Below are 12840 nucleotides of genomic sequence, written 5' to 3'. Positions count from 1 at the left end.
CAGGCGCAGACCGCGCCCGGGCGCATAGACTGAAACCCCCGCCACTCCGAAGGAGCACGAACCACCGTGACCTATGTCATCGCCCTCCCGTGCGTCGATGTGAAAGACCGCGCCTGCATCGACGAATGCCCGGTCGACTGCATCTACGAGGGTGAGCGTTCGCTCTACATCCACCCCGACGAGTGCGTCGACTGCGGTGCATGCGAGCCGGTGTGCCCCGTCGAGGCGATCTACTACGAGGACGACCTGCCCGACGAGTGGGCCGACTACTACAAGGCCAACGTCGAGTTCTTCGAGATCTCGACCGCGACCGTCGACGCCGTGGGTTCGCCCGGTGGCGCCGCGAAGGTCGGCGTCATCGCGATGGACCACCCCATCGTCGCCGCCCTCCCGCCGCAGGGGCACTGACCGTGGCGGGGCGCGAGCTGCCCGACTACCCGTGGGACCTGATGGTCCCGTACCGCGAGCGCGCGGCCGCGCACCCGGGCGGTGCCGTCGACCTGTCGATCGGTTCGCCGGTCGATGAGACGCCTGCGATCGTGCGCGAGGCGCTGGCCGCGGCGAGCGACGCCCACGCCTACCCGCAGACGGTCGGCACCGACGTGCTGCGCGACGAGATCATCGCCTGGTTCGCCCGGCGCCGCGGCGTGCCTGGCCTCACCCGCGAGCACGTCCTCCCGACGGTCGGCTCGAAGGAGCTCGTGGCCCTGCTGCCGTTCCTGCTCGGTCTCGGCGCGGGCGACGTCGTCGTGCACCCGAAGGCGGCCTACCCGAGCTACGAGATGGGTGCGGTGCTCGTCGGCGCGACCGCCATGGCGAGCGACGACCCGGCCGAGTGGCCCGCCGAGACGAAGCTCGTGTGGCTCAACAGCCCCGGCAACCCCGACGGGCGGGTGCTCACGATCGACGAGCTGCGGGCGGCGCGCGAACGCGCGCTCGAGCTCGACGCGGTCATCGTCGGCGACGAGTGCTATGCCGAGCTCGGCTGGCAGGGCGAATGGGCGGATGCCCCGGTGCCGAGCCTGCTCGACCCCCGGGTCGTCGGCGACAGCCGGCGCAACACGATCGTCGCGTACTCGCTCTCGAAGCAGTCGAACATGGCCGGGTACCGCACGGCGTTCATCGCCGGATGCCGCACCGTCGTCGGCCGGCTCACGAACGTGCGCAAGCACGCGGGGCTCATGCTCGCCCAGCCGCTGCAGCAGGCGATGATCGCCGCCCTCCGCGACGACGCCCACGTCGCCGAGCAGAAGGAGCGCTACCGGGCACGCCGCGACGTGCTCCTGCCCGCGCTCGAGTCGGCGGGGTTCCGCATCGACCGCAGCGAGGCGGGGCTCTACCTCTGGGCGACCGAGGGCCGCGACGCCTGGGAGTCGATCGGCCGGCTCGCCGAGCTCGGCATCATCGGCGGGCCGGGGCACTTCTACGGGGTGCATCACCCCGAGCACATCCGGCTCTCGCTCACCGCGAGCGACGAGCGCATCGCCGCCGCGGCCGAGCGGCTGCGAGCGGGCGCGGGCTCGTAGCCTCCGGTCACCACGAGGCATCCGGTCGCTGTGACGACCAACCAATGAATACAAGGTTCTCTTGGCGGATGCGACAGTGTGCCTTCAGCACGTCTAGGCTGTAGGACGGGCCGCAGCCGACCCTAACGCCGACGGCCCTGAAAGCAGGTGACCGCGCAAGTGACGATCACAGGAGGCGCCGTGAGCGACGTCGTGAACCCCGCGGTGGGGCAGAACCCCGAGACCGCAACCCTCAGCTTCCCCGGCGGCACCGCCGAGTTCCCGGTCCAGCGAGCCGTCGAGGGTGCTTCGAGCCTCGACCTCTCGACGCTGACCAGGCAGACGGGCCTCACCGGCCTCGACTACGGATTCGTCAACACCGCATCGACTCGGTCGGCGATCACGTACATCGACGGCGCGCAGGGCATCCTCCGCTACCGCGGCTACCCGATCGAAGAGCTCGCCGAGCACTCGACGTTCCTCGAGGTCGCGTGGCTCCTCATCTACGGCGAGCTGCCGACCGCCGACCAGCTCGGCGAGTTCGACGAGAAGGTGCGCCGCCACACGCTCCTCCACGAGGATCTCAAGCGCTTCTTCTCGGCGCTGCCGCACACGGCGCACCCGATGTCGGTGCTCTCGAGCGCGGTCGCGGCACTGTCGACGTACTACGAGGACTCGTCCGACCCGCACGACCCCGACCACGTCGAGCTGACGACGCTGCGCCTCCTCGCGAAGCTCCCCGTCATCGCGGCGTACGCGCACAAGAAGAGCGTCGGCCAGGCGTTCCTCTACCCCGACAACTCGCTCGACTTCGTGCCGAACTTCCTGCGGTTGAACTTCGGCAACATGGCCGAGCCGTACCACATCGACCCGACGCTCGCGAAGGCGCTCGACCGCCTCCTCATCCTCCACGAGGACCACGAGCAGAACGCGTCGACCTCGACCGTGCGCCTCGTCGGTTCGACCGGTGCGAACCTCTACTCCTCGATCTCCGCCGGCATCCAGGCGCTCTCGGGCCCGCTGCACGGCGGTGCCAACGAGGCCGTGCTGCAGATGCTCGCCCGCATCCAGGACTCGGGCGAGGGCGTCGGCCGCTTCGTCGAGCGCGTGAAGAACAAGGAAGACGGCGTGAAGCTCATGGGCTTCGGGCACCGCGTCTACAAGAACTACGACCCGCGCGCGAAGATCGTGAAGCAGTCGGCCGACGCCGTGCTCGAGAGCCTCGGGGTCAACGACCCGCTGCTCGACATCGCGAAGGAGCTCGAGCAGTTCGCCCTGGAGGACGACTACTTCAAGGAGCGTCGCCTGTACCCGAACGTCGACTTCTACACCGGCGTCATCTACAAGGCGATGGGCTTCCCGACGCGCATGTTCACCGTGCTCTTCGCGATCGGCCGTCTGCCCGGCTGGATCGCCCACTGGCGCGAGATGAACCTCGACCCGCAGACGAAGATCGGTCGCCCGCAGCAGCTGTACACGGGCGAGCCCGAGCGGCACTACCCGGGCGTCTGACCCGGTCCGAGCCCGACGACGAACGGCCCCGATTCCCTCCACAGGGAATCGGGGCCGTTCGCGTAGGCCGCGCGCCGCCGCTCAGCCCACTGCCCGCAGTACGAGCGTGTCCTTCGCGGCCGCGGTGACGGCGCCGAGGGTGAACGGCCACGCCCGCGTCTCGCCCCGCTGCCAGAGCGGCGCCTGGTCGTCGTAGTGCGGGTTGAAGGCGTGGCCGGAGGCGCCGGTCAGGTTGATCCAGCGCGACCCGTCGAGATCGTCGAGGTCGATCACCATGCGCATCGACGGCACCCAGTCGACGCCGTACCCGGCGTTCGCGTCCCAGCCGATCGCGTTGACGACGGCCGAGCCGCCGCCGAGCTCGTACGGCCCGCGGTTGAAGAGCCACTCGATGGCGCCGATGCCCGACTCGCCGAAGCTCTGGTTGGTGAGGGTGAGGGTGTGCAGTTCGCCCCACTCCCACGAGGTCGCGTCGTCGCCCATGAGGCCGGATGCCTCGCCCCACGCCTCGGCGAGCGCCCCGGTGATCGCGGCGTCGCGGCCGCCCTCGCCCCACCACGCGTTGTCGGGCTCGCCGAGCAGCGTGCCCACGACGTCGAACCAGCGGTCGCCGCCCTGAGGACGGGTCTCCTCGGGGAGCTCGCCGAAGAGGTCGTCGAGCAGGGTGCGCCAGAACACGGCGAAGTAGGCGGCTTCGGCGCTGTCGGCGTCGGCCTTGGTGTTCCACCCGTCGAGGAGCGCCGCACCGCGCGCCGCGTCGCCGTCGAGGCCGGCGGCGAGTTCGGCGACGACCGGCAGGAACTGCTGCGCGTTCAGGTCGCTCGTGTCGAGCTGCATCTCGAGGAGGTCGTCGGCGGTGAGCTTCTCACCGGCGTCGAGCCGCTCGCGGATGAGCCGATCGATCCCGGCGGCGCGGTAGCCGTAGTCCCAGTCCTTCGTGAGCAGCGGGCCGTCGGGGCCGGCGGGCGCCGGGTTGTTCGCCGTCACGATGTAGCCGGCCGGCGGGTTCTGCACGCTCGGCAGCCGGTCGAACGGCAGCATGCCCGACCAGCCGGTCGCGCTCGTCCAGCCGGGCAGCGGCACGGTGCCGTCGCCGGTCTTCCGCACCGGGATCTTGCCGGGGGCCTGATACCCGATGTTGCCGGCGTCGTCGGCGTAGACGAGGTTCTGCGAAGGCACGTCGAAGAGGGATGCCGCGTGGCGGAACCCCTCCCAGTCGCGGGCGCGATCCAGGGCGAAGATGGCCTGCGCCGTCGTGCCGGGGGTGAGCGCCGTCCACTGCAGCGAGACCTGGTACTCGCCCTCCGGCGCACCCGACGCGGCCGGGTACGACCCCGCGACGGCACCGAAGTCGGAACCGATGCCCGTGACGATCGGACCGCGCCCGGTCGATCGCACGGTGATCGTCACCGGGGAGCCGCCCGCGACCTCGATGACCTCTTCGCGGAGGATGAGCGGCATCATCTGGCCGTCGAGTTCGTAGCTGTCGCCCTCGACGCGCTCGAGGTAGAGGTCGGCGACGTCGGGCCCGAGGTTCGTGAAGCCCCACGCGATACGGTCGTTGTGGCCGATCACGATGCCCGGCAGGCCCGAGAAGGAGTACCCGGTCACGTCGAACGGACAGGCGTCGTTCACCTCGGCGCACTTGAGGCTCATCTGCGCCCAGATCGACGGCATCGCCGGGCCCAGGTGCGGGTCGTTCGCGAGGAGCGGCTTGCCGCTCTCGGTCAGCGCACCCGAGACGACCCACGAGTTCGAACCGAGGTCGCCGCCCTCGGGGCCGAGCAGCTCGGGGATGCCGTCGATCGTCTCCGCGAGCGAGGCCAGCGCTGCGAGGTGCTCGGGCGCCGCGGCATCCGTCTCGGTCGTCGCCTGGGCCGACGCGGGCGCGACCGCCGCAGCCGCCGGGGCGGCGAGGGGGCCGCCCATGATCGTCGGCATCTCGCCCCACGCGAAGTCGGGGTGGAGGCGCGCGACCTCCTCCGAGGGGAGCGCCGAGGCGAGCAGGGCGCGGTCGATCTCGTCGCCGAGGTTCGAACGGAGGTCCCACGCCATCGCCTTGAGCCACGCGATCGAGTCGACCGGGGTCCACGGTTCGGGGGAGTAGGCGCCGTTCTGCAGGCCCAGGACCGCGTACTCGAGCGAGAGGTCGGCGCCGCTGCGCTCACCGAGGTAGGCGTTCACCCCGGCGGCGTACGCCTCGTAGTAGGCGCGCGACGCCTCGTCGAGCTGCGCGTACTCCTGCTCGGCGATGCCTCGCCAGTCGAGCGTGCGGATGAAGGTGTCGGTGGCGATCTGCGATTCACCGAACATCTCGGACAGGCGGCCAGCCGTCACGTGGCGGCGGAAGTCCATCTCCCAGAAGCGGTCCTGCGCGTGCACGTAGCCCTGCGCGAAGAAGAGGTCGTCGCTCGTCTCGGCGACGAGCTGCGGCACCCCGGCGTCGTCGCGGTACACGGTGACGTTCGCGGTGAGGCCGGGGACGTCGATCCGGCCGCTCGTCGTCGGGAAGGAGCGCTGCACCGTCCACCAGCCGAACCCCGCTCCGGCGACGCCGAGCACCAGCACGGTGATCAGCAGGCCGATGAGGAACTTCAGACCGCGATGGCGGCGGGTCCTGGGGGCGTCGGTACCCACGTCACTCCTTCGTGAGGTGCAGGGGAGGCCGCCACGCTGCGGCCTCGGTTGCACCACACTAGCCGAGCACGGCGTCGCCGATCGCGGGATCTCGACGAGAAGTGCCGAGCTGCATCCGAACCGTTACGCGTGCGGCCTGTTACGCGTGCGCCCCGCCTACGCGTGCAGCGCGGCGTTCAGCGTGACGCCCTCGCCCGTGCGGCTCAGCGCCTCGACCTGGCCGTTCAGCGAGTTGCGCCGGAACAGCAGGTTCGGCACTCCCGACAGCTCGACGGCCTTGACCGCCCGCGGACGACCGTCGGGCCCGCCGAGCAGCACGACCTTCGTGCCCGCGGTGACGTAGAGACCGGCCTCGACGACCGAGTCGTCGCCGATCGAGATGCCGATGCCCGAGTTCGCCCCGAGGAGGGCCCGCTCGCCGATCTCGACGCGCTGCGTGCCGCCGCCCGAGAGGGTGCCCATGATGGAGGCGCCGCCTCCGATGTCGCTGCCGTCGCCGACGACGACGCCCTGCGAGATGCGGCCCTCGACCATCGAGGTGCCGAGCGTGCCGGCGTTGAAATTGACGAAGCCCTCGTGCATCACCGTGGTGCCCGGCGCGAGGTGCGCGCCGAGGCGCACGCGCGAGGCATCCGCGATGCGCACCCGCTCGGGCGTGACGTAGTCGAGCAGGCGCGGGAACTTGTCGAGCCCGGTCGCATGGATGCCGGCGCGCTGCAGCGCCGGGCGCAGCCGGTCGAAGTCGGCGGGGTGCACGGGGCCGGCGTTCGTCCACACGACGGCGGGCAGGTGCCCGAAGACACCGTCGAGGTTCACGGTGTTGGGAGCGGCGAGCAGGTGCGAGAGCACGTGCAGGCGCAGGTAGGCGTCGGCGGTGCCCGCGGGCGCGGCGTCGAGGTCGATCGTGAGCTCGATCGCTTCGACGCGCACGTTGCGGCGCGCGTCGTCGCCCGCGAGGTCGGCGTGCTCGGCGGCGAGCGGCTCGGCGGACTCGCCGAGCACCGGCTTCGGGAACCAGGCGTCGAGCACCGTGCCGTCGCCGGCGATCGTCGTGAGACCCGCCGCGGAGGCGAGACGGGCAGGGGCGATGGCGGTGTCGTTCGCGGGCATGCTCCAAGGGTACCGAGCGGCGGCCGGGTGTGACGCGGTCGGTCGACCGCGCGCGCACCTCGGCGTTCGGGGCTCGGCTCCTTCGGGTTGGACTCTCCTCGTCGCGTCTGCTACTTTCCACGTATGACAGCGTTGTCCTACGGGGATTCCGGCATGCATGCGACCTGATCGTTGAAGGGACCGGGCGTCCGCACCCCCGGGCCCTCGAGCCCGAACCGGTCGCCCCGCCGACCGGTTCGAGCACGCTGAGACCAGTGAGTCCATCGAACCGTCGACGGGCCCCGACAGAAGGAGCATCGTGACCGGCAACCGGGTAGCGACCATCGAACTCGGCGGGACCCACGTCGCCGTCGCCCTCATCGACGCCACCGCCCGCTCGATCGTCGACGGCACCTACCTGTCCCGACCGCTGAATTCGGGCGGATCCGCCGAGGACATCGTCGAGGGGATCGCGGAGGCCGCGCGCACCCTCGGGTCCGAGCACGGGGGGCGCTGGGCCGTCGCCGTGCCCGGGCCGTTCGACTTTGAGGCGGGCATCGCCGAGTACACCGGTGTCGGGAAGTTCGACGCGCTGCACGGAGTCGACCTGCGTGCGCGACTCGCCGAGGCCCTCGACGCCGACCAGGGCTCGTTCACGTTCGTCAACGACGCGGACGCGTTCGCGCTCGGCGAGTACGCGGCCGGCGCGGCGCGCGGACTGTCGAGGTTCTGCTGCATCACGCTCGGCACCGGTGTCGGCTCGGGGTGGGTGGTCGCGGGCGAACGCACCGACGGCGCCGCGCCGGGTGGCGAGGTGCATCTGCTCGAGTTCGAGGGGCAGCGCATCGAGGCTCGGATGTCTCGCCGGGCGATCCGGGCCGCCTATTCGCAGCGCACGGACCGCGCGGCGGCCGTGCCCGACGTCAAGGAGATCGCCGAGCTCGCCCGCAGCGGCGACTCTGTTGCGAGCGAGGTGCTCGAGGACGCGTTCTCGTTCCTCGGGCGAGCGCTCGCCGGCCCGCTCGCCCGCTTCGACGCGGACGCGCTCGTCATCGGTGGAACGATCGCGCGCTCCTGGGACCTCCTCGAACCGCCGCTCGCCGATGGGCTCGGGCGGCCGCGGTTTCCCATCATCCGGGCGGAACTGTCTCACGAGGCACCGATGATCGGTGCTGCGTACGCCGCCGATGCGGCACTACTCGGCGCCCAGGGGGTCTGACTCCGAGCCCCCCTTCGCAGTCGATCGTCGCGGAACGAGGCGCATCGGGAGGACGACGTGCTCGACGGGGCGTGCGCGGTCGGAGAGCCGCGCGAGCGCCAGTCGTGCCGCGTGACGCCCGACCGCCTCGACATCGCCGGCGACGGTGCTGATGCCCATGACGCGCGCCCATTCGGGTTCGTCGATACCGATGACGGCCGGGATGTCCCCCTGGCTTCGCCCGGACAGCTCGTCGAGGACGCCGAGGAGGATCCGGTTGTTGCCGGCGACGATCGCCGTCGGCGGTTCGGCGAGCGAGAGCAGTTCGCGGGTCAGTTCACGGGACGACGCGACATCGTGCGCATCGACCCGCAGGAGTTCCCGCCATGAGGGTGCGGCGCCGTCGAGCACGGCGGCCATGCCTTCGAGCCGCTCCCGGTAGGTGGGCAGCCACACGTAGTCGCCGACGAAGGCGATCCGCGTGTGGCCGTTGTCGAGGAGGTGCTGGGCGGCGAGGCGACCGCCCATCCGGTTGTCGAAGACGACCGAATCCGCCTCGAGACCGATCGCCGGGCGGTCGACGAAGACCACCGGGACTCCGCGTGCCTGCACCCGCGCGTACTCTGCGTGCTCCGACATGGCCGAGACGACGACGAGCGCCTTGGTCTGACGGCTCGCGAGGTCGTCGACGATGCGTCGCTCGCGCTCGGCGGACTCCCACGAGGTCGCGACCGAGAGGTGCATGCCCTGGTCGCGGATTTCGTCTTCCACGCTCTGCGCGAGTGCCGAGTAGAAGGGGTTGGTGAAGTCGCCGCCGATGAGGCCGATCGACTCGGCGAGATGTCCGCTCGCCAGCAGGCTCGCCGCGGCATTCCGTCGGTAGCCGAGGGCGGTCGCCGCGGCGAGGACGTTCGCGAGGGTCTCATCGCTCACGTACTGCTCGCCTCCGAGCGCCCGTGACGCCGTCTTCAGGCTCACCCCCGCGCGCTCGGCGACCTGGGCGAGCGTCACCCGCGGTGCGTTCTCGTATGCGTCCTGCATTGATCCTCCTCGACGTGCGTGGGAGCTACGACACGATATCGGGTGCGGCCGTCACCCGGTCGGCGCCCCGCGAGCGGTCGACGTGATTCCTGCAATTCATCGAGGTGCTTGCGGTCGATATCCCGCACTGCTAGCCTCTCCACGTTATGACAGCGATGTCAGAAACGTGAGATGGTCCCATTTTTCAGCCACAAGGCCGTGGACTCTGAGGAGCAAGCACATGACCAGTCCAACTCGGATGAAACATCCGACACCCTCATCGCGCCGATACACGGCGTCGATCGCACTCGCCGGCCTCGTGTCGATGCTGCTCGTCCCTGCGGGAACGGCCTTCGCTGCCACGTCGGCCGAGGCACCCGCCGACGGCGCAGGTCTCGTTCGCTACGTCGACACGCTGATCGGGCCGACCACCAGCGCGACGATGGCGGGCCCGACCATGCCGAACGGCGCGATCTACCCCAGTCCCGAGACGACGTCGCCGAAGAACGGCGGCTACACCAGCGGGAAGCCGGTCGTCGGTTTCGGGCAGCTCTACGCCCAGGGAACGGGCGGAACCCAGTCCTACGGCAACTTCCTGCTCTCGCCGCAGACGGGCGGAGTGGCGACCGCCGAGTCCGCGCACGCCTCGCCGGTGACCGGCGAATCGGGCAGCGCCGACTACTACACCGCCACGCTGACGAAGTACGGCATCACGACGGAGGTGACGCCGGCAGAGAACGCCGCCTTCTACCGTTTCACCTACCCCGAGGGGTCCGACTCCTCCATCGTGCTCGACGTCAGCCGCAAGATCGGCGGCAGCGTCGCGCTCAAGAGCGGCGGCCAGGTCACGATCGACGAGGGCGGCAAGCTCATCACCGGCGGCGGCCGTTACGGCGGCAACTGGAATCCCGCCCAGTGGGACATGTACTTCGCGATGCGATACGACAAGGCCCCGCGCGAGGTCGGCACCTGGGACGCGAACGGCACGCATGCCGGCACCACGACCCAGACGGCGACGAACACCCGACTCGGGGCGTACCTGAAGTTCGACACCCAGCCGAACGAAGCGGTCAATGTCAAGGTCGCGATCTCCTTCGTCTCCGTCGAGAAGGCGGTGCAGTCGCTCGACGCCGAGATCCCCGAGTGGGACTTCGACGCGACCCGGGCTGGCGCGAGCGACGCCTGGAACTCGGTGCTCGGCGACGTGGAACTCGGCGGCGACGTCAGCGACGCCCAGAAGACGAAGTTCTACACGGCGATGTTCCACACCAACGTGCAGCCCCGCGACCGGGTCGCCGACACCGGCTACTGGGACGACTACTACACGCTCTGGGACTCCTGGAAGACGGTGTTCCCCTTCCTCTCGCTGACCCGCCCCGAGGTCGTCGGCGCCAATGTCAACTCCTTCATCAAGCGCTATGAGGCCAACGGCTATCTCGCGGAGACCTTCACCTCGGGCAAGGAGTTCCTGTCGGGCCAGGGCGGCAACGAGGCGGAGAACGTGATCGCCGACGCATACCTCAAGCAGGTGCCCGGCGTGGACTGGGAGCAGGCGTACGCCGTCGCGAAGGGCGACTCCGAGGCGCTGCGCACGCCGCAGTACGTCAACGACGGATACCACTGGGGCGGGACGACGGCGCAGAACGGACTGCAGTACGCGAGCCGTATCAAGCCCGCCTCGGCGACCATCGGCTTCGCGATCAACGACCACGGGCTCTCCGCGATGGCGGACGGCCTGGGCAAGACCGAGGAGGCCGAGGCCTTCCGCGAGCGTGCGCAGAACTGGAAGAACGTGTGGGACCCGAATCTCACCGGCGACGGCTTTGCGGGGTTCGCCCACAATCGCAAGCAGGACGGCACCTTCCCGACGACCACGCCGACGTCCGGGTACAACACCGACTACTACGAGGCCTCGATCTGGGAAGGCTCCTACAACGCGATCTTCGACGTCCCGGGCATGGTCGAGCTGATGGGCGGCAAGGACGTCTTCACCTCGCGCCTCTCGAACGCGTTCAGCAAGGGCTACATCAACTACGGCAATGAGCCGTCCTTCCAGACGATCTGGCTCTTCAGCACGCCCGAGGTGGGTCGCCCCGACCTCGCCTCGAAGTGGGTCGACCAGTACGTCAAGCGCTTCCCCGCGAACGGGTACCCGGGCGACGAGGACAACGGCGCGATGAGCAGCATCTACATGTTCATGATGTCGGGGCTGTTCCCCTTCTCGGGCACGAACACGTACTACCTCCACGGCCCGAAGCTGCCCGAGGTCACCTACAACCTCGCGAACGGCAAGGAGTTCGTCATCACCGGTGAGCACGCCTCCGCGGAGAACATCTACGTGCAGTCGGCGACGCTCAACGGGGAGCCGCTGAACGAATCCTCGATCACCTACGAGCAGATCATGGCGGGCGGCGAGCTCGCCTTCGTGATGGGGCCCGAGCCCAGCGACTGGGCACGCGGTTCGTGGACCGCTCCGACGGACGTCGCGAACCTGGCGGCCGCCGTCGACCCGGCAGCGGGAACGGTCCAGCTGAACTGGGACGCATCCGAGCACCCGGCGGGCATCCGCGCGTACCGCGTGCATCGGGGAACGACGGAGGACTTCACGCCCTCCGACGCGAACCTGATCTCCACGGCGACCGCCACGTCGTCCACCGACAAGCCAGGCCCCGGGGTCTTCTACTACAAGGTCGTCGCTCTGAGCATGGGCGAGCACCTCTCGGCCCACGCCGCGGCCGCATACGCCGTGGTCGGCGACGGAGCCGTGCCGGCGAAGTACAAGGGCAGCCTCATGGCGGGTGCCAGCGGCCGGGTGAACGCGCAAGCGGCGGCCGCGGAAGGCGCGTCGGCGGCGTTCGACATGAACACGGGCACGAAGTGGAGCGCGCGCGTCACCGACAGCAGCCAGGACATGAGCGAGAAGGACCGCTACCCGCTCGGCACGATGTGGGTGGAGACCGACCTGGGTGCGCCGAGCGAGGTGAGCCGCTGGCTCGTGCAGCCCGATTCGGTGTCGCCCACCTCGTCGTTCAAGTTGCCCGAGTTCCTGCTGCAGGTGAAGCGCGACGGGACCTGGGAGGACGTGAGCCACATCACCGGCTTCCAAGGCCCCGAGCACGATCAGACACTCGACGCACCCGTCACCGGTCAGGTGTTCCGGCTCCTGATCCCCGTGCAGAACACGACGAGCGGAAACTACAACGCCCGCATCCAGGAGTTCCACCTCTTCGGTGAACGCGAGGCGAAGACGTACCCGATCACGGTCGTCGGGGGCGAGGGCGTCACGGTGGCCGCTGACACGACCGCGGCGGCATTCGGGCAGACCGTGACCGTGGACGTCACCGGCGGTGCCGGCGGATGGACGCTGCAGTCGCTCGACGTCACCCACGCCTACGGTTCGACGCCGGTCACCGAGGTGACCGACTCGGTGCCGCCGGGCGTCCGCCGGTTCACGTTCCAGACGGAGCCGCTGGCGACGACCGTCACCGCGACGACGGTGGCCGACCCGCCCTTCGACGGCACGATCGCGGTCGCCGACGACGGCAAGGTCGCGGCCGGTCGCACGCTCGCGATCTCGGGCACGGGCTTCACCCCGTACGCGTCCCCGACGGTCGAGCTGCGCGGCAAGAAGGGCGCGGTCGTCTCGCTCGGCAGCGTCGTCGTCGACCCCGACGGGACGTTCAGCGTGGCGCCCACCGTGCCGCGCGACACCGCGGCCGGCAAGTGGACGCTCGCGGTGGTGCAGGCCGACGGCGAGGCCACGGCGACGGCCAAGGTGAACAAGGGCAGGTGATCGGTCCACGCAGGCCGTCGGCATCCGGGCGCAGCTCGGAGGCCGGCGGCCTGCGGCATGCGGTGCGCACAAGCGCGAACCTCTTC

Annotated in this window: 8 protein-coding genes; 5 read left to right on the top strand and 3 right to left on the bottom strand. The window is 70.1% G+C overall.

Annotated features, from left to right (window positions below; translation table 11 throughout):
- Positions 1 to 66 precede the first annotated feature (66 nt).
- From fdxA to ACFVTX_RS02400, 3 genes are all read left to right on the top strand, one after another.
- Positions 67 to 408: a ferredoxin gene (gene fdxA / locus ACFVTX_RS02410; protein ID WP_386897710.1), complete on the top strand. Its 342-nt coding sequence runs from the start codon at positions 67 to 69 to the stop codon at positions 406 to 408.
- Positions 409 to 410: 2 nt separating this feature from the next.
- Positions 411 to 1526, top strand: coding sequence for a succinyldiaminopimelate transaminase (dapC, locus tag ACFVTX_RS02405; RefSeq protein ID WP_386897708.1), 1116 nt, complete (start codon positions 411 to 413; stop codon positions 1524 to 1526).
- A 180-nt stretch (positions 1527 to 1706) separates the two neighbouring features.
- Entirely contained in the window at positions 1707 to 3017 is a 1311-nt protein-coding gene (locus ACFVTX_RS02400) for a citrate synthase (RefSeq protein ID WP_386897706.1), read from the top strand.
- A gap of 81 nt (positions 3018 to 3098) precedes the next feature.
- On the opposite strand, the gene ACFVTX_RS02395 is transcribed toward ACFVTX_RS02400, so the two are convergent.
- Positions 3099 to 5654 carry a penicillin acylase family protein gene (locus ACFVTX_RS02395; RefSeq protein ID WP_386897705.1) on the bottom strand — a complete coding sequence of 852 codons (2556 nt, stop codon included), beginning with the start codon at positions 5652 to 5654 and terminating at the stop codon, positions 3099 to 3101.
- A 156-nt stretch (positions 5655 to 5810) separates the two neighbouring features.
- Positions 5811 to 6764: a 2,3,4,5-tetrahydropyridine-2,6-dicarboxylate N-succinyltransferase gene (dapD, locus tag ACFVTX_RS02390; RefSeq protein WP_386897703.1), complete on the bottom strand. Its 954-nt coding sequence runs from the start codon at positions 6762 to 6764 to the stop codon at positions 5811 to 5813.
- Between the two features lie 298 nt (positions 6765 to 7062).
- On the opposite strand from dapD, the gene ACFVTX_RS02385 reads away from it, so the two are divergent.
- On the top strand, positions 7063 to 7962 hold the full coding sequence (locus tag ACFVTX_RS02385; RefSeq protein WP_386897702.1) for an ROK family protein: 900 nt from the start codon (positions 7063 to 7065) through the stop codon (positions 7960 to 7962).
- Here ACFVTX_RS02385 and ACFVTX_RS02380 read toward each other — a convergent pair.
- Positions 7939 to 8982 carry a LacI family DNA-binding transcriptional regulator gene (locus ACFVTX_RS02380; RefSeq protein WP_386897700.1) on the bottom strand — a complete coding sequence of 348 codons (1044 nt, stop codon included), beginning with the start codon at positions 8980 to 8982 and terminating at the stop codon, positions 7939 to 7941. The genes ACFVTX_RS02385 and ACFVTX_RS02380 overlap by 24 nt on opposite strands.
- A 220-nt stretch (positions 8983 to 9202) precedes the next feature.
- Here ACFVTX_RS02380 and ACFVTX_RS02375 point away from each other — a divergent pair, with 220 nt between their 5' ends.
- Positions 9203 to 12754 (top strand): GH92 family glycosyl hydrolase, encoded by a 3552-nt coding sequence (locus ACFVTX_RS02375; protein ID WP_386897698.1) that lies wholly within the window; start codon positions 9203 to 9205, stop codon positions 12752 to 12754.
- The last annotated feature ends 86 nt before the right edge of the window (positions 12755 to 12840 follow it).

The sequence above is a fragment of the Agromyces sp. NPDC058136 genome, from assembly GCF_042884375.1.
In the GTDB taxonomy this organism is placed as follows: domain Bacteria; phylum Actinomycetota; class Actinomycetes; order Actinomycetales; family Microbacteriaceae; genus Agromyces.
Note: the sequence above shows the minus strand (reverse complement) of the source record. Positions and strands in the feature narration are given on the sequence as shown.

Excerpts from the sequence above, each read along its gene's own strand:
- ACFVTX_RS02375 (WP_386897698.1), top strand. The coding sequence starts at position 9,203 with ATGACCAGTCCAACTCGGATGAAACATCCGACACCCTCATCGCGCCGA.
- ACFVTX_RS02380 (WP_386897700.1), bottom strand. The coding sequence starts at position 8,982 with ATGCAGGACGCATACGAGAACGCACCGCGGGTGACGCTCGCCCAGGTC.
- dapD (WP_386897703.1), bottom strand. The coding sequence starts at position 6,764 with ATGCCCGCGAACGACACCGCCATCGCCCCTGCCCGTCTCGCCTCCGCG.